17 protein-coding genes are annotated in these 17511 nt (G+C 38.1%); 2 read left to right on the top strand and 15 right to left on the bottom strand.

The features are described 5' to 3' along the window. Positions 1–10 precede the first annotated feature (10 nt). The 6 genes from pntB to VXS03_RS09205 form a co-directional block, all read right to left on the bottom strand. Complete coding sequence (pntB, locus tag VXS03_RS09230) at positions 11–1387, bottom strand: Re/Si-specific NAD(P)(+) transhydrogenase subunit beta (RefSeq protein ID WP_080155971.1); 1377 nt, start codon at positions 1385–1387, stop codon at positions 11–13. A gap of 10 nt (positions 1388–1397) precedes the next feature. Further along, complete coding sequence (locus tag VXS03_RS09225) at positions 1398–2951, bottom strand: Re/Si-specific NAD(P)(+) transhydrogenase subunit alpha (RefSeq protein WP_327763376.1); 1554 nt, start codon at positions 2949–2951, stop codon at positions 1398–1400. 376 nt (positions 2952–3327) lie between these two features. After that, positions 3328–3606, bottom strand: a complete 279-nt coding sequence (locus tag VXS03_RS09220; RefSeq protein ID WP_327763375.1) for an HlyU family transcriptional regulator — start codon at positions 3604–3606, stop codon at positions 3328–3330. A gap of 339 nt (positions 3607–3945) precedes the next feature. Continuing rightward, entirely contained in the window at positions 3946–4140 is a 195-nt protein-coding gene (locus tag VXS03_RS09215; protein ID WP_327763374.1) for a hypothetical protein, read from the bottom strand. Positions 4141–4370: 230 nt separating this feature from the next. After that, positions 4371–6122 (bottom strand): bifunctional metallophosphatase/5'-nucleotidase, encoded by a 1752-nt coding sequence (locus VXS03_RS09210; RefSeq protein ID WP_327763429.1) that lies wholly within the window; start codon positions 6120–6122, stop codon positions 4371–4373. A gap of 234 nt (positions 6123–6356) precedes the next feature. Further along, on the bottom strand, positions 6357–6752 hold the full coding sequence (locus tag VXS03_RS09205) for a VOC family protein (RefSeq protein ID WP_327763373.1): 396 nt from the start codon (positions 6750–6752) through the stop codon (positions 6357–6359). 148 nt (positions 6753–6900) lie between these two features. Here VXS03_RS09205 and VXS03_RS09200 point away from each other — a divergent pair, with 148 nt between their 5' ends. Then, positions 6901–8574 (top strand): DUF2813 domain-containing protein, encoded by a 1674-nt coding sequence (locus VXS03_RS09200; protein ID WP_327763372.1) that lies wholly within the window; start codon positions 6901–6903, stop codon positions 8572–8574. A gap of 172 nt (positions 8575–8746) precedes the next feature. Next, the gene (locus VXS03_RS09195; protein ID WP_327763371.1) at positions 8747–9745 is read left to right on the top strand and encodes a sensor domain-containing diguanylate cyclase; all 999 of its coding nucleotides are present in this window, start codon (positions 8747–8749) and stop codon (positions 9743–9745) included. Positions 9746–9834: 89 nt separating this feature from the next. Here the strand turns inward: VXS03_RS09195 and VXS03_RS09190 are convergent, their stop codons facing one another. The 9 genes from VXS03_RS09190 to phrB are packed head-to-tail and all read right to left on the bottom strand — an operon-like array spanning position 9835 to position 17494. After that, a complete protein-coding gene (locus VXS03_RS09190; RefSeq protein ID WP_327763370.1) occupies positions 9835–10389 on the bottom strand; it encodes a DUF3833 domain-containing protein in 555 nt (184 codons plus the stop codon). A gap of 47 nt (positions 10390–10436) precedes the next feature. Then, complete coding sequence (locus tag VXS03_RS09185; RefSeq protein WP_327763369.1) at positions 10437–10934, bottom strand: hypothetical protein; 498 nt, start codon at positions 10932–10934, stop codon at positions 10437–10439. Beyond that, positions 10931–11446 (bottom strand): DUF2878 family protein, encoded by a 516-nt coding sequence (locus VXS03_RS09180; protein WP_327763367.1) that lies wholly within the window; start codon positions 11444–11446, stop codon positions 10931–10933. The genes VXS03_RS09185 and VXS03_RS09180 overlap by 4 nt, the downstream gene beginning before the upstream one ends. Continuing rightward, on the bottom strand, positions 11446–12684 hold the full coding sequence (locus VXS03_RS09175; RefSeq protein ID WP_327763366.1) for a cyclopropane-fatty-acyl-phospholipid synthase family protein: 1239 nt from the start codon (positions 12682–12684) through the stop codon (positions 11446–11448). Before VXS03_RS09175 ends, VXS03_RS09180 begins: the two co-directional genes overlap by 1 nt. A 14-nt stretch (positions 12685–12698) precedes the next feature. Then, entirely contained in the window at positions 12699–13529 is an 831-nt protein-coding gene (locus VXS03_RS09170) for a DUF1365 domain-containing protein (RefSeq protein ID WP_327763364.1), read from the bottom strand. Next, positions 13522–14796, bottom strand: coding sequence for an NAD(P)/FAD-dependent oxidoreductase (locus VXS03_RS09165; RefSeq protein ID WP_327763362.1), 1275 nt, complete (start codon positions 14794–14796; stop codon positions 13522–13524). Before VXS03_RS09165 ends, VXS03_RS09170 begins: the two co-directional genes overlap by 8 nt. After that, a complete protein-coding gene (locus VXS03_RS09160; RefSeq protein ID WP_327763361.1) occupies positions 14793–15539 on the bottom strand; it encodes an SDR family NAD(P)-dependent oxidoreductase in 747 nt (248 codons plus the stop codon). The genes VXS03_RS09165 and VXS03_RS09160 overlap by 4 nt, the downstream gene beginning before the upstream one ends. After that, on the bottom strand, positions 15536–15973 hold the full coding sequence (locus VXS03_RS09155; protein WP_327763360.1) for a nuclear transport factor 2 family protein: 438 nt from the start codon (positions 15971–15973) through the stop codon (positions 15536–15538). Before VXS03_RS09155 ends, VXS03_RS09160 begins: the two co-directional genes overlap by 4 nt. Positions 15974–15997: 24 nt before the next feature. Then, complete coding sequence (phrB, locus tag VXS03_RS09150) at positions 15998–17494, bottom strand: deoxyribodipyrimidine photo-lyase (RefSeq protein WP_327763359.1); 1497 nt, start codon at positions 17492–17494, stop codon at positions 15998–16000. Positions 17495–17511 lie beyond the last annotated feature (17 nt).

Genomic DNA, 17511 nt, shown 5'->3' with positions numbered 1-17511 from the left:
ACGGATATTTTTATAAATGTTCAAGAATAGATAGACATGACGCTTTTGCATCACCAAATAACATTTGGCTATTTTCTTTAAAGAACAATGGGTTTTGAACGCCCGCATACCCCGTATTCATAGAACGTTTGAATACAATTACATTGCTTGCATTCCATACTTCAAGCACAGGCATGCCAGCAATTGGACTGTTTGGATCTTCCATTGCAGCAGGGTTTACGGTGTCATTGGCACCAATAACTAATACCACATCAGTTTTAGGGAAATCGTCATTAATTTCATCCATTTCTAATACAATATCGTAAGGTACTTTTGCTTCCGCAAGTAATACGTTCATGTGACCAGGTAAACGTCCCGCTACAGGGTGAATACCAAATCGAACCTCTATGCCTTGCGCACGCAGTTTATCCGTGATCTCATGTACAGGGTATTGCGCTTGTGCAACCGCCATACCGTATCCAGGAGTGATAATAACTGACTTAGCATCTTTCAGTAATTCAGCCACTTCTTCTGCTGTTGTCTCACGGTGTTCACCATATTCTTCATCTGACGCAGGTGCTGCACCATCAGAACCAAATCCTCCGGCAATAACACTCACAAAAGAGCGGTTCATCGCTTTACACATAATGTAAGAAAGGATGGCGCCCGAAGAACCAACTAATGCACCCGTTACAATCAGAAGATCGTTTGCAAGCATGAAACCTGCTGCTGCTGCTGCCCAACCTGAGTATGAGTTAAGCATTGAGACCACGACTGGCATATCAGCGCCACCGATAGAGGCAACCAAGTGGTAACCAAATGCAAATGCTATCAGTGTAACAAGAATCAATGCCACCATTGAGCCTTCAGCTTTCACAAACCACACTAGCAATGCAGCAGAAACAAGTAATGCAACAAGGTTAAGTTTATGGCGATGTGGTAACTGAAGTGCAGATGAAGACACCAAGCCACGTAACTTAGCAAAAGCGACCAATGAACCAGTAAAGGTAACTGCACCAATGAAGACACCAAGGAATACTTCCACTAAGTGAATATTAAGCAGTGCGCCTTCTAGCGGTTGATGGTGTAAAAAAGTATTAAAACCAACCAGTACCGCAGCCATACCAACAAAGCTATGAAGCATTGCAACGAGCTCTGGCATTTCGGTCATTTCTACTTTTTTAGCGTAGAAAATACCAATTGCACCACCAATAATCATTGCCAGAATGATCCAAACTGTCGCTTGCGAATCTGGTCCAAAAATAGTGGCTACTAATGCAATAGCCATACCCGCAATACCGAAGTAATTACCTTTTCGTGCGGTTTCTTGCTTGGACAGTCCAGCAAGTGACATGATAAACAATACGGCAGCAACAATGTATGCCGCTTGTACGATTCCTGCAGACATGTATTACTCCTTATTTATCTTTACGGAACATTTCTAGCATACGTTTAGTAACCGTAAAGCCACCAAAAATATTGATACTAGCAATGAGAACAGCAACAAAAGCCAACACGGATACGATTCCGGAGCCTTGTCCTATTTGGAGTAATGCACCTACAATAATGATGCCTGAAATTGCGTTTGTTACTGACATAAGTGGTGTATGTAAAGAGTGGCTAACGTTCCATACAACGTAATAACCAACAACACATGACAATACAAATACAGTGAAGTGAGCAAGGAACTCAGGTGGCGAGTAATGGCCAATCCATGCAAATAATGCAATACCTGCCGCCATCATGCCGTATTTCTTTATCGGTGACATAGGTTCAGCTTTTTTAGGCTGTACTTTCTCTACCGTTTTAGGTTTCTGTGCAACAGCAGAAACTTTAATTGGTGGCGCCGGCCATGTAACTTCACCCGCTTTAATAACGGTTAAACCACGTAAGACTTCATCATCAAAGTTAATATCAATCGTGCCATCTTTTTCTTTACATAGCAGTTTTAATAAATTGACTAAGTTTGTGCCGTACAATTGTGAAGCTTGTGTTGGTAAACGACCAACCATATCGGTGTAACCAATAATTTTAACGCCATTGGCTGTCGTAATTACTTTATCAGCTTCAGTGTAAGCACAGTTACCGCCATTTGCTGCCGCTAAATCAACAATCACACTACCCGACTTCATTGAGTCGACCATTTCTTTGGTGATCAATTTAGGCGCTGGACGCCCCGGAATCAGTGCTGTTGTGATGATAATATCAACATCTTTCGCTTGCTCTGCATATAAACGCTCAGCCGCTTGGTTGAATTCATCAGACATTTCTTTAGCATAGCCATCACCCGTCGAAGTATCTTCTTTGAAATCGACTTCGAGGAATTCAGCCCCCATTGATTCAACTTGCTCTTTTACCTCAGGACGAACGTCAAATGAGCGAACTATCGCACCTAAACTTCCTGCGGCACCAATCGCAGCAAGACCGGCTACACCAGCACCAGCAACTAAAACTTTTGCTGGTGGCACTTTACCTGCAGCGGTAATTTGCCCCGTAAAGAAACGACCAAATTCATGAGCCGCTTCAACCACAGCGCGGTAACCTGCGATATTTGCCATTGAGCTTAATGCATCAAGGGCTTGTGCTCGTGAAATACGAGGCACTGAATCCATCGCCATGATGTTAATATTTTTTGTTGCCAGTTTTTCTAATAACTCAGGGTTTTGCGCTGGCCAAATAAAGCTAACGAGACTCGCACCCTCTTTTATTAATTCAAACTCATCAATGCCAGTAGCCGGATTTACCTGTGGAGCATTCACTTTTAAAATAAGATCAGCTTGCCATACAGCTTCAGTCGTTGCTAATTCAGCACCTGCGGCTTCAAAAGCGGCATCATCAAAGCTCGCTAATGCACCCGCGCCATGTTCAACAACAACGCTGAACCCCATTTTTAATAACTGCTCAACCGTTTTCGGTGTGGCAGCAACTCGCGTTTCGTTTGCGAGGACCTCTTTTGGTACACCAATCTGCATTATTATTCCCTGAACATTGGCTATAGATAAATATTTTTTATCTAACCTTAAAAGCAATAGCAAGCTTTTTACAGTTAAAAACAAAAAATTCCACAAATTTCATTAATAAATAACATTAGCGTCATCTTATCATGAAAAATAAGCACCTTTTCATCCGTGATAAAGAGGTTAAAAAACATGTATTACATAACGTTAGTTATATTAACTAAGTCAAAAAATCAACTCAGCTCATATATCAATCAGCCTTGCTCTAAACATATTTAAAACGAAATATATTTAACAAAAAAGCAACACTTAGCTGCTTATTTTTAGCGCTAAAAATAAGATACCCAGCAAAGCGCGCTATTGCAATGAAATATGTTGTATATATGTGGATTTATTTAAACATTCGCTCACCGGTTTGATCGATAAACATTTGTGCTTTTTTCAGCATAAATGTTTCAGCATCAGCACGTGACGGTAAAATATCAGAACGTATGAAGTGGTGTGTCTGCATTGTGTCATTGATTTTTTTACAGATACGTCCAGCAATACGAAATTGCCCACCTTCCATTTGTGGCTCGGGATAAATCAAATAACCTTTATATTCAATGGGTTCAATTGTTGCTGTTTTAGTTGCCGTCTTTTTACCAAATAACCAAGAAAATAATCCCATAACTACCCCATCTTCGTTTATTAATTATCTTTTTATCAACGTAATGCTAAATTTTCACTAATGCTAGCCCTAGTTTTAAACTGACCAATTTCTGTTTTTACGCTGTCTATATACATTTTTTTATATTACAAAATCAATACTATATACTTTTATCTCGGTAAAACATTAGTTTATAAATCAGAAAAGTAGATCACAATTATGAGAGTAATATTATTCGCAACAATAACCGTTATTACAGACATAAAAAAACCAGCACAATGGCTGGCTTCTTAAATTCTTATATGTAAGCAACGTTAGTAAGATCGTTCACCTACCTATACCATTAATAATAAAAAGTAATTAACGGTAAAGACCAATGTCTTTTTGAATATGTACTGGTAGATCAGAAACATTACGTGTTTTTGGTATTGATACTGCACGGCTAAATAAAATGTCACGGGCGTGGACAAATAGGCCTTTTAACGTCAATGAATATGTTTTTTGATCATTCATTACTGTTGTTGGAATAGAATCAAAATCAAATACCTGTGCCATACTGCCTCTTCGGATTAGCCGTTATCAATGAGATTGGCAGCATAATAACGTAACGCCAAAGAGATTGAACAATGACATTATTTAGCGATTAGGATTAGATAATCTAATCCAAAAGGCTAAAACAAAACCGATACCACTAGCACAGAATATCTCACTAAAAAAGCTAAAACACGCCATATTAATAGCGATTAATACAGTTTTTTAACTCATAAAATAATAACTAATAAGGATCAATTCTCACGCTTATCACATGGAATAAATACGGTTAAATTTTCGCTTGGTTTATCAAATGTACCTTGCTGTTTTGCAAACGCTTCAAATGCATCAGACATTGTTACATTAAGGGCTTGTGGCTCTAACACGTAATCAAGTAAAGGAGCATAACCTTCTTTTCCTGCTGCAGTATAGCCAGATGACACAGAAGTATAAACATCATCATCATTAACGGTCAGCCATTGACCATTAGTGTAGTATTCTAAACGTTCAATTCGCTGCCCCTTTGGTGCGCCGCAACGATAAAGATAGCGTAAATCTGCCACATAAGGAAAACTACCATCACCTGTTCCCTCAATATCATTATTAATAGCATTATCAATCGCACCTTCAAGTGCTTGACGAACACGTAGACCGCGTACGCTATACATCATAATTCCAATTGCAAAAGGTAATAATCGTCCAGCGACATCTGCAGGTGTTATCTCACCAGGGTTAAATGAACACCTTACGCCACCAGCATTATGAATACCAAAATCAATATGATGCCCAAGCTCTCGAGCTTGCCAAACAAAGCTTTTTACTACCCAAGGCGCAATATCACTTGGTCCCTTTGCGTCAGGCACACGAATATGACGCAGAGGCTCGTTAATACGGGCAATTTTATCTGTTTGTAATGCGCGCACAGCTGGACGGTAATGTTGATTTAGAATATTTTCTATACTTGGATCTTTTATCGCAAAACGAATATTAGGCTGTCTTAATAGATAATCACGAACTTTATTATGATTATCATGATCAAGATGTTGAGTTCTTCCGGCATCAATCGTAAATTTACGCCCAAGTAAAAGCTGATTACACCCAGTTGCACTTTCTACACTGCCATCAGCATTAAAAACGATAGTTAATTGACCAAGAGCTAACGCATTACACCCAGCTTGAACCACACAAGTATTATTAACCATGAAGGCATATGTATCGGTTTTACCATATCCGATATTAGTAAAATCACCTTGCATCGTATGAGAATGGCCACCAATAATCGCACCAATACCCTCAACCTCTTGGGCTAATAATAAATCACGGTCATAGCCTAAATGACTTAACACAATAATTTTATTGACACCTTTTGCATTAAGTAATGCAATTGTATTTCGAGCAACGGTAGCTACATTACGAAAAGAGGTATCAGGATCAGGATTAGCGATTCCCGCCATATTTTCAATCGCTAAACCAAAAATAGCCACAGGTTCATCATGCACACTCTTAATCAAATAATGTGCAGATTGGGTCGCGTTATCATAAGCATAAACATTGGCTTTATTACGCAGAGGATTACGCTTTGTTTGATCTTCTTGCGATAAATCCCAATTGCCAGCTAATAATGGAAACGCCGTATGATCTAGAAAATCAGCAACAATATCATTGCCCATATCAAGCTCATGATTCCCTAAAGCCATCGCCTCAACACCAATAGCATTGAGTAAAACTGCATTCGCCATACCCTTATAAAGTGAAAAGTATAATGTGCCTTGAAAACAATCACCCGCATGTAAGAACATGAACTCACGCTTATGAAGTAACGCTTCGTGCTTAATTTCTTTAACTACAGAACAAACACGAGAAAAACCACCACAACTGGCATAAACTGATGTCTCGGTATTTAATACATCAGCAGAGAGTGACAAAGAAATCGCAGAAGGCTCAAAGTTAGAATGTGTATCATTAATATGAGCAAAAGTGATTGTTGCTGCGTGATTAACAGTCATAATAATTTCAGTTCCTCCAGAACCATCGGCATCACCTAACGACTGATTTATAACGCTCACTGCATTACAAAAATAAAGATCGTCACTAAATAAGAAACCAGATTACATAAAACGACATGAATATGAGATCTTTATCAAAATATACCATCTTTTGAAGAAAAACACTGAGTGAATAACCCATTTACACAATAGTGCTGATTTTAATTCACTCAGTGGGCTTAACGTCTTTAATGATTATAAGTAGCGACCATGACGTTGTAGAAATTCAATTTTGTAACCATCAGGGTCTTGAACAAAGAAAAATTTAGCTAATAAAACGTCGTCACGAAAAAATTCTTTAATTTCAGCAGGATTGTAATCTAGTGCGACTAAGTTTTGATACTCAGCTTCAAGATCATCCACAGCAACCGCAATATGACCATAACCTGTTCCATGAGTATAAGGTTCAGTTGTGCCCTCATTCCATGTTAATTCAAGTTCCATGTCATTTTCTTCATTACGTAGGTATACCAAACTAAAACCATCAAAATCTAATCGCTGTGCAATATCTAAGTTTAATGCTTTTTTATAAAACTCTAGTGACGCGTCAAGATCAACAACACGAATCATAGAGTGAATAATTTTAGCCATCTGATCATCCTTTATAATTGTTTTCGTTAAAAATTCATGCACGCTATAGTAACTTTTTTAATTTGAACATTGTATCAATAATGTGAGCAAACCGATCCCTTTCTGATTATCTCTGCGCTATGTTGTAGAAAAAGAAGAAGGAAAAATCATGCATTTAGAACGTATTGAAATCGCTGGTTTTCGAGGAATTAAGCGACTCTCGCTCTCATTTGAAGAATTGACCGTTTTGATCGGAGAAAATGCATGGGGGAAATCATCACTGCTTGATGCTTTAAGTTTAGCCTTATGCCCAAGTGCTGAATTTTACGAAATGAAGTTTTCTGACTTTCATGTTGATCATGCTATTGGCCATGAACGTGCCTCTTCCTTGCAAATAGTGCTACGCTGGCATGAAGACTATCAAGGCGAATATCGTGCTCGACGCTATCGCGCTTTTGATCCCTTCTGGAGTGAACAGCATCATTTAAAACATCTCTATGTTCAGATAGAGAGTCATATTACAAACGATAAAATTATTACCCATCGGCATTTTTTACATGCTGATGGGCATGTTATTCAACATCCTGATACCGATAAGTTTTTACGACAATTAATGGTTTTGCATCCCATCGTCAGAATTCGTGACGCACGTCAGCTTGAACATAGTCATGCAGCCACAACTTCAGCTCACAATACGACAACAATACCACCAGCAAAAAATCGAGAATCCGATCGCATTCAACGTCGACTTGATAATACTTGCCGTCGCTTGATGACACAGCCAGGACATGTGAGCGCCGCAGAAATTAAAAGTAGTATTAATACATTACGGTCATTGGTTGATCACTACTTTGCTTTTGCGCCACATACTCGTACAAAAGCAGAACCTCACACTTATTATCCACTAGATAACCAATATGACGATCAATGTCTAAATCCGTTTGATCAACTGGTACAACCCAAAATGACCAAACAAGCTAAGTTGATTTTAATGGGCTTATTAAATGCCTATATTCGTGCGCGTGGTCCTGTTGATCTAAAACGTATTTCACGCCCAATAATGATCTTAGAAGATCCTGAAGGACGATTACACCCTATCATGCTCCATCAAGCGTGGGCATTTATACAAAATATGCCGATGCAAAAAGTATTAACAACCAATAGTCCTGAACTATTAAGTGTCGTTCCACTGACAGCCATTAAACGTCTACAGAGAACGCCACAAAAAACAGTGGTACATGGCGTAAATAATGGTGAACTTAGTAAAGATGATATTCGTAAAGTCACCTTTCATGTCCGTATGCATCGCCCGAGTGCGTTTTATGCACGCGTCTGGCTTCTTGTTGAGGGCGAAACTGAGGTTTGGCTTTTTAATGAAATGGCACACCTTACTGGACATAACCTTGTTGCTGAAGGTATTCATGTGATTGAGTTTGCTCAAAGCGGGCTAAAACCACTGATTAAGCTTGCTCGTTTATTAGGGATTGAATGGCATCTTGTCGCTGATGGTGATCCAGCAGGACGAAAGTATGCCGATAAAGTGAGATCATTATTGGATAATGATAGTGAACGCGAACGCTTAACCGTACTTCCAGCCAAAGATATTGAACATTTCCTCTTTAAAAAAGGTTACGAGCCTTTATTTCGTCAACTTGCTAACATTTCAGATAATGATCAAATGCCTATTCGAAAAATCATTTATCGTGCTTTAAAAAAACATGCTAAACCTGACGTTGCCTTAGCCATCGTAAAATATACCCGCGAGTCAGATTCAGACAAAATGCCATTATTAATTCGTTGGGTGTTAAAAAGAGTAATAATAATGGCAAGAGGTATAATTTAACTGAATGCATTAAATTACATCAAATGCATATATATAAATAATTGAAAGTTAGATCACGAAATAAATATAATTATAAATAAAGGATATTTCTATTCTCTATGATAATTAGTATAGTATGTTTCATAAAAGAAAATTAGATTAATAGATTTACCAATACCATCAGGAATATAATGTGTCAGCTGAATTAGTTACAGCATATCGTTCATTTAACAAAATACTGAAACGTTTACCGGTAGAAAAATCTCTGCCTGATATGCTATCACAAGTTATTGAACTAACAGAAGAAACCTTTAATCACCGTCAAACGTCGATCTTTCTTTATGACGATAGTGAAAAAAAATTCACTCCATTTATAAATAAAGACAGTCAACCAATCTGTAATGAACGTTTTATGGTCAACCCTGCTCAAGTACATTTTGAGTACATTTGTTCAAAAAACAAACTAATAATCTCAGAAAATATAACCAGTACTAATGAGTATCGTGAATATTACAGCCTCAAGACTATTAATAATTTTAATTTTTGCTACGGTCAGCCTATTTTATCGTCACAAAATAAAATTTTAGGCATCATATATTCTCATTGTCCTCATCATTCTTCTATGACAGACAATGAGTGTGAATTACTGGATATGGCAGCAACCGTTTGTTCTATTTCAATTGAAAAAAACAATAAAGAACAAGAGCTTGAATATCTAGCTTCATATGATTTCTTGACCAACATTTGGAACCGTCGTAAGTTTTACCATCAAATAAGCCAAGCGATCATTAATATCAAATTGAAAAACGAATACCTTATTATTTTTTATCTTGATATAAACAAATTCAAGATGATCAATGATCAATATGGACATCATTTTGGGGATCGGATTTTAAAAAAATATGCATCTAAGTTACAGAAATTTAGTAAAAAAACAACGGGGGTAGCTCGTTTAGGTGGCGATGAATTTATTATTTATAGTGAAGAAAGTAGTTTAGTTGCTGCTAATATTAAAAAACATAAAGTTTTATCTGAATTACAACAAATAGACGTTGATGGTGTGCATATTACTGCTTCTATTGGATCATATTGTATTCACTCAAAAAATATAAACAATGCTAGCATAGACAGCTTAATTCATAGTGCTGACATGTCTATGTATAACAATAAGCATTTATCACGTTCATGCTAATTAATATATTATATTTTAGAATGTTATATATGACATATTATTTCTTGCATCTATCTTTAAAATTTCACCTTTAAATTCGGGTTTAAATATTACTTTTGAAAAAACAATGTCACAGAACCAACAGTGATCCCCCATTTCTTCATTTTTGCCACGTTAAATAGCTGGTTATTATCTTGATAGAACATCCAATCTTCAAATTTAATATCGTATGTTGTGCCATCAATATCCATTGCTAATGTATATTGCCAATGTAATGCATTTCCTTTCTCATAACCGACAGCTTCACCAACAACATCGTCAGCAGTACCAAGATAACGACCATCAACTTGTTTAGTGATCGTCCATATTCGCTGTTGGGTTGTTTGATCATCAAATAAAAAGTCTTCAGTAAGCACCAATTTGTTATCTGTTATTACACCATTGAGTTCTACATTAAACCGACGTACTTGTTGTCCTTTATAATCTTGTACCATTCCCCAAGCTTGACTCCGTCCTTCAAAAAATTGAAATAAATCAAATTTAGGTTCTGTATGTGCATAATCTTCAATCGATGCAGTACACCCATTGAGTAACAACGCTAATACACATCCAAGCAACCACTGTAATCTCGTCTTTGGATAAGGATAAATAGAATGAGAAGACATAATCTGTTCCTTTTAACGGGTTATCATCTACGTATGTTACTTTGAGTCTATTGGCCAATGAGTTTTAAACGTAACTTAGGATAAGCGGTGTTGGTTGATAACCAAATATCAATGAAAGCGTTACTTAATGCTATGGATAATGGTTTACCTAAGGGTTTGCCTGCTTGGTAAAAACGTCCCCCGGTCGCATCTTTTACAAACACCAACCTATCGCCCTGTTTTACGTTCGGCCATTGTTGCGCTAACTGATTAAGCCATTGCTGTCGTTGTGGTGACGAAATACCTAAATGTTGCCATTGCTTACCTGTTGCAATAAGAAGATCTTCTTTATCAATATCGCGTAAATAACGAATAACCAGCGCTACATTGGGATCACTAACATTGTATTTTCCTGATGGGGTTTTAAGCTGAGCGATATATATCTGCCACCAACCCCATTTTAACGTCGACTCACCCACTATCGGCCATGTATACCATGCTGAAGCTTGCACTGATGAGCAGAAAAAAGTCGTCATCAACAGTAATGTTATTAAATAACTTTTCATACTGATCCTCTTTTACTCATTCGTTGTAATAACCACAATAAATAGCGGCTATAGAAGCTCCAGACGATTGCAATACCGATAAATGTAACGAGCTCACCGTAAGGCCATGTAACAGCCCCTAATGTTAATCCTGTCCAATAGCTGATGGCGCCGCCAAGACTGCCGCCAACGATTACTCCCCAGATTGGCAATCTTTGTATTTGATCACGCATAATCCACACCAAAGAGGTAAATCCTAGCCATAATAAGATTAGCCACAATGGTATGAAATAACTAAAAAGTGCAAACAACGGTTCAGGTGGCAAAGGAAATTGCATCACTCCTAGCTGAAACAGAATGTAATCACCACTAATACCAATAGCACTTGCCAATAACGCATAAGGAAAACAGCGACGATAGAATAACCAACAACCAATAAGCAGTGACATCAATATCGTCACATACTGGTATTGCCCCCATACCGCAAGTAACCAAAACAGGTTAAACCCTAGGCCTATCGCAATATATTTCATTATTCACGCCACTGAGGACGACTAGCTAATAATTGAATCGTACTAATGCTACGCTCTAAAAATCCGCCTTCGCAATAGCAGAAGTAATAACGCCACATTCGCATAAAACGTTCGTCATAACCGTAGTGGTTTAAGGCCTCACAGTTTTTATTAAACATGATGTGCCAATCAGCTAAAGTTTTCGCGTAGTCTAAACCAATATCTTTAATATCACGTGTTACAAAATCACTGTGTGATGTTAATTGTGACTGTAATACACTGATTGACGGTAGAAATCCGCCGGGGAAGATATGTTTTTGAATAAAATCAACATCTTTGCTATAGCTTTTATAACGTTGGTCAGCAATGGTTATGGCTTGAATAGCAAACAAGCCATTCGGTTTAAGTAATGATTGGCATTTCTTAATATACGTAGATAAATACTGCTTACCGACGGCTTCAATCATTTCAATCGACACTAATTTGTCATATTGACCGGTTAAATCACGGTAGTCTTCCAGTAGTAAGGTGATCTTATGCTCAAGACCCGCTTGTTTAACTTTCTCTTGCGCCCATTGGTATTGTTGCTTAGAAATAGTCGTAGTAGTGACATGACAACCATAATGCTGCGCCGCATAAATTGCCATTCCTCCCCAGCCTGTTCCTATCTCTAATAAATGATCGTGTTCAGTCAGCTGTAATTGCTCGCATAATCTTGCCATTTTATTGATTTGTGCTTGTGCGAGCGTGTCTGATGCTGATAAATACACACCAGCAGAGTACAACATTTTATCATCAAGAAAGTGACGATATAAATCATTACCTAAGTCATAATGCGCGGAAATATTATCTTTCGCTTTTTCCTGACTGTTTCTACGTGAGAAATGACTAAACTGTTTAATTAAACGGGTTATCCAACCCACTTTTGCTTCTATTTTATCCAGTGTCGCCATATTACGAGCCAGAATACGCACCACATTGGTTAAATCTGAACTATCCCACCAACCATCTATATACGCTTCTCCTGCACCAATACTGCCATCAGTTAATAAACGTTTATAAAAATGAGGGTTGATAACTGTAATACTCGCTTGCAAACTTGCTTGTTTATCGCCAAAGAAATGGGTATCTCCGCCTTGTTCTGACAATGTTAACCCGACATCTGATAGCTGACGTAATATAGTAAAAATCAATCGACGTGACCTATCATGGCTAAATAAACCTGTTGATGTTGCCGGCTCTAACTCACTTCTAAGCATAGTTTATTCCCTTACTATTCATTGTCATGATGAGGATGATCATAAATGGGTGCTCCTTTACGCCACAATTTAAAGGCTTGCCAATATATGCCGACCACCACTTTAATCGTCATCATTGGTGTAACGAACAAATGCCGCAGTAAAATTGCAGTCGTAAAAGGCTGCTTTTGCATTGCTAACGTGGCATCAAAGACTTTTATTGGATCATCTTGCTTATGATTGCTATTTTCATCAAAAACCTTTTCATCCTCTCGATGAAAGCTATCTTTTTTAGAGTGCACCTCCAGATGGATTTGAACAATGCTATCAGGCATAGATAGCTGCCAAACATAATCTTGATCCATTGGATTAAATGGTGAAACATGAAATGCTTTGTCATCAGTAAAATACTTTTGTTGCCAATATTGCTTGGCGGGAATTGCATAATAGTGACGTTGGTTCCAAGGCGTATTACTCACTTCTGCCAAAACATATTGCCAACGACCTTGCTGATCAAAAACGTAATACATATTCAATGGACTAAAATACAATCCACCATAACGTAGATGACATAACATGCTGACCTTGCCACTGATACGTTCACCCGTCAGTTCAAAAATTTTATTCTCAACTGCCAAGTTAATATTTTCAGCACCACCAATATAATCTTGACGACGAAAGCGAGCAAAATGAAACCAGGAACGCCCAAATCCAGTTACCCTGTCACATAGCGCGTCAATTTCATCAACGTCGAGATACACCATAAACATTGAATAGCGAAAACGGTGCAATACGGGTGTAAAGCGTCGATGCCTAACATGGCCACTATAAATGCCACTATTAATAATAGGCACAACATTACTCATATGCATTTACACCATCAGCATGTGTTATTGCCTCAATAACATCTAACGCACTTTTAACGCCATCCTCATGAAATCCGTTATACCAATAAGCACCACAGAACCATGTATTATCTAGACCATTAATCAAATGCCGTTGTTGTTGCGCTTTAATACTACTGAGATTAAACACCGGATGAGCATAAGTAAATTGGCGTAATATCTTACTGGGATCGATAGCTTGCGTTTGATTTAACGTCACACAAAATGTTTCAGGAGCATCAATACCTTGTAGAATATTCATATTATATGTCAACGCAGGAAGCTGGTGGAGTGACCCATTATCCGTTAATGGTAAATGATAATTCCATGAAGCCCATGCAGCTTTCGCATCAGGTAAAATGCTGGCATCTGTGTGTAGGACAACATCATTATCTTGATACGCCATGGCAGACAATATCTGCTGTTCATTTACGCTACTATCAGCTAACAGCGCTAATGCTTGATCACTATGGCATGCAAAAATTACATGATCAAAAACGTCCACATTGTCGTTTACGGTGATATGAATTTGCTCATTAATACGACTCACCTGCTGGACAGGAGAATTTAATCTAACGTAGGGAGCAATTTCTAACAGTATCCGTTGCACATATTCACGTGAACCACCAGGGATCACATACCACTGCGGACGATTTACAATATCAAGTAAGCCATGATTTAAGAAAAAACGCAGAAAAAAGCCTAGCGGCATATTACGCATATCTGCTAGTGATGATGACCAAATTGCAGCGCCCATCGGTAAGATATAATTCTCTGTAAAATAGTCACTTAAACCATGCTGCTGTAAAAAATCTCCTAACGTTTGTTGTTGCTCAATATCTTCATAAGCCGTTTGTTTTGCCAAGCGATTAAATTTGGTTATTTCATATAAGAAGTGGAAAAATTGCGGTTTAAATAGATTCTTTTTCTGAGCAAAGAGTGAACTCAACCCATGACCATTATATTCCAAGCCATTATTTTCATTATGAACACTAAAGCTCATTTCACTGGCTTGCCTTTCAATATCAAGCTCAGTTAATAACTGCTCAAAATTAGGGTATGTTCGATCGTTAAATACAATAAACCCTGTATCAATGGCATATCGACCACTCGCAACCTCAATATCTACTGTTGCTGTATGCCCACCAGCATAATCATTGGCTTCAAATAGCGTAATACTATGCTGATGGCGTAAATACCATGCAGAAGTTAACCCTGAAATACCGGATCCTATAATTGCTATCTTCATGACGCATTCCTTGTCATCCGTTGAATAATAATCCGCTGTAAAGCAACAGGAAATAAAGCAATCGCTTTTAGTAATAAGGTGAATTTTATTGGAAAATGAACTTCTGCTTGTTGCTTCTCAATTCCCTGCCGTATTTTAAGCGAGGCATAATCGCAATTGACAATCATCGGCATTGGAAAGTCATTTTTGTTGGTGAGCGGTGTTGCAACAAATCCGGGGTTAACTAAAGTAACCGTCTTAACCTTTTCTTTTAAATCTATCGCTAAACCATTAGCTAAGTAAGATAAAGCTGCTTTTGAAGCGCCATAAGCTTCAGCGCGAGGTAAAGCGGTATAAGCGGCGGATGAGCTAATAAAGACCAGATGCGTTGCTGTAGTAAAACGAGCTTGCATCGCATCTAAGCAATGAATAATGCCAAAAAAATTGACCTCAAATACACGCTTAAACAGACTACTGTCAATCACGCCATTATCGACATATTCGCAGGTACCTGCATTTAAAATAATAAGAGTAGGTAGAGTTTCAATCTGAGCTAATACTTGCTTTGTTTGCTCTATGTTGGTGACATCAAATACTAACGGGGTTATTTTACCGGTTGAGGCAACATCAATATTAGTAACTAACTGCGCTAACCGTGATTGGTTCTGACCACACGCATACACATGACAACCATTATTTGCATAATCTTTCGCTAATTGCAGACCAATACCTGAGCTTGCACCTGTAATAAGTACCTGTTTCATTGGCCTAACCTCAGTTTAATGTGTTTAATAACACGACCAATAACAGGTAACCCTTCATATAGCATCGCCCCTAAATCAAAAAAATCACGATGATAAATGATCCGTTGCTGCTCAATGGTAAGTTGTGTACATCCCGCTAAAGTCTGCTGTTTACCTTGCTGTAAACGTGGGTGTGAAAATGTCATAGTCCATTGCAAAAATGCATTATCACCATCAACAACAGCCTGATTAATAGTAAAATTACAATAATTGATGTTACTATAAAGTGTGGAAAAATAATGCTGCAATGCGTCAATACCAACAATATGATGGGCAGGATCTTCAAATACAATCTCTGAGTGATAGACATCATTGAGTAGTAATAAATTGTCTTTATTAAGCTGACAATAAACTTCAATAAACTTATTAATTACTGTGTTATTGGTTGTAACCATAATAATGTCCTTATTATTACCTAGTTATGCCTCGTGTTGGTTATCATAGTCAGTTTTAGCTTGTTTATAATGTTCAATCGCTAATAACCGCATTTGTTTATGATCAACAATCGGCTGCGGATAATCGATACCATGAAAACCAGACCATAATGAAGGTGCATGAATATATTTATCAGGAACAGACTTAAGTTCAGGAATCCATTGACGAATAAAATCCCCTTTGGGATCAAACCGTTCACTTTGCATGGTGGGATTAAAGACTCGAAAATACGGTTGAGCATCCGTTCCCGTTGATGCTGCCCATTGCCAACCACCATTATTTGAGGCTAATTCACCATCAATCAATTGCTGCATAAACCACTGCTCACCAATACGCCAATCACACAGTAGATCTTTGGTTAAAAAACTTGCGGTGATCATCCGTAAACGATTGTGCATCCACCCGGTTGTTGCTAATTGCCGCATTGCAGCATCAACAATTGGAAAACCTGTACGTCCTTGTTGCCAAGCAGAGACATGTTCCCGATTTTCTAACCACTGCACATTATCAGTGTACAATTGAAAAGGTTGGTTTTTACTTAAACGATCATAACTGTCTAACAAATGGTTATAAAACTCACGCCACACCACCTCACTTAACCAAACAAAAGCACCGTTATCTTTATTTATTTCAACGCATTGCGGTATGGTGTGAACTAAAGCAGATAAGCATTGACGAGCAGATAAAGCACCAATGGCCAAATAAGGTGATAAACAACTGGTACCATCAACAGCAGGAAAGTCACGTTGTTGCTGGTAATATTCAGCTTTAGTTTCACAAAACATCTGTAATCGTTGTTGAATAGCCCCTTCATCTACAGGCCACAATACGCTGTCTTGTTTGGGGTAGTTAAAAGTTTGAATATGACCACTCGCTGCAAGATTGCCCGTCAGCAGTTCAGTACATAGCGAACTTGGCGTTACCACGTCACTATTTGTAATAGGTTGATAATCATGTGTTAAAAATTGCGCTAACCATGCATTTCTGTATGGCGTAAACACTTTATACATCTGTTGCTGTTTGGTGACCACGCTACCAGGAGGCAAGACGCAAAAATCATCACTGCAATACCACAACTTATCTTGTGCCAGCAAAGCCTGCTCTACCGCACGATCTCGTTGTTTTTCATTCCAACCATATTGGCGATTACAATACACTGCATTAATTTGGTATTGCTGACACAAATTAAGAATAATGTCAGTTGCCGCAGAAAAGTCATCCCCTTCAAGGATGAATAATGGAATATTGATATCATTAAACTGTTGCTTAACAACTTGCAATCGGCGCTCAATTAAATCAATTTGCCGTCCTGAAGTATAATGCTGATACCACTGCATAGGCGTTGCGATATAGATAGCTATAATCGGTAAGCCTGATGCTATAGCCTGATTTAAAGCAGTATTATCAGTAACACGTAAATCAGCCCGTAGCCACACTAATGCATGATCTGTTGTGGTTGATAATTGAGGCTCAGTATTCATTCTATTATCCCTATGCC

The organism is Photobacterium sp. S4TG1 (assembly GCF_036040035.1).
Lineage (GTDB): Bacteria > Pseudomonadota > Gammaproteobacteria > Enterobacterales > Vibrionaceae > Photobacterium.
The sequence above is the reverse complement of the archived record's forward strand: the minus strand, read 5'-3'. Positions and strand labels throughout refer to the sequence as shown.

Excerpts from the sequence above, each read along its gene's own strand:
- pntB (WP_080155971.1), bottom strand. The coding sequence starts at position 1,387 with ATGTCTGCAGGAATCGTACAAGCGGCATACATTGTTGCTGCCGTATTG.
- VXS03_RS09225 (WP_327763376.1), bottom strand. The coding sequence starts at position 2,951 with ATGCAGATTGGTGTACCAAAAGAGGTCCTCGCAAACGAAACGCGAGTT.
- VXS03_RS09220 (WP_327763375.1), bottom strand. The coding sequence starts at position 3,606 with ATGGGATTATTTTCTTGGTTATTTGGTAAAAAGACGGCAACTAAAACA.
- VXS03_RS09215 (WP_327763374.1), bottom strand. The coding sequence starts at position 4,140 with ATGGCACAGGTATTTGATTTTGATTCTATTCCAACAACAGTAATGAAT.
- VXS03_RS09210 (WP_327763429.1), bottom strand. The coding sequence starts at position 6,122 with ATGACTGTTAATCACGCAGCAACAATCACTTTTGCTCATATTAATGAT.
- VXS03_RS09205 (WP_327763373.1), bottom strand. The coding sequence starts at position 6,752 with ATGGCTAAAATTATTCACTCTATGATTCGTGTTGTTGATCTTGACGCG.
- VXS03_RS09200 (WP_327763372.1), top strand. The coding sequence starts at position 6,901 with ATGCATTTAGAACGTATTGAAATCGCTGGTTTTCGAGGAATTAAGCGA.
- VXS03_RS09190 (WP_327763370.1), bottom strand. The coding sequence starts at position 10,389 with ATGTCTTCTCATTCTATTTATCCTTATCCAAAGACGAGATTACAGTGG.
- VXS03_RS09185 (WP_327763369.1), bottom strand. The coding sequence starts at position 10,934 with ATGAAAAGTTATTTAATAACATTACTGTTGATGACGACTTTTTTCTGC.
- VXS03_RS09180 (WP_327763367.1), bottom strand. The coding sequence starts at position 11,446 with ATGAAATATATTGCGATAGGCCTAGGGTTTAACCTGTTTTGGTTACTT.
- VXS03_RS09175 (WP_327763366.1), bottom strand. The coding sequence starts at position 12,684 with ATGCTTAGAAGTGAGTTAGAGCCGGCAACATCAACAGGTTTATTTAGC.
- VXS03_RS09170 (WP_327763364.1), bottom strand. The coding sequence starts at position 13,529 with ATGAGTAATGTTGTGCCTATTATTAATAGTGGCATTTATAGTGGCCAT.
- VXS03_RS09165 (WP_327763362.1), bottom strand. The coding sequence starts at position 14,796 with ATGAAGATAGCAATTATAGGATCCGGTATTTCAGGGTTAACTTCTGCA.
- VXS03_RS09160 (WP_327763361.1), bottom strand. The coding sequence starts at position 15,539 with ATGAAACAGGTACTTATTACAGGTGCAAGCTCAGGTATTGGTCTGCAA.
- VXS03_RS09155 (WP_327763360.1), bottom strand. The coding sequence starts at position 15,973 with ATGGTTACAACCAATAACACAGTAATTAATAAGTTTATTGAAGTTTAT.
- phrB (WP_327763359.1), bottom strand. The coding sequence starts at position 17,494 with ATGAATACTGAGCCTCAATTATCAACCACAACAGATCATGCATTAGTG.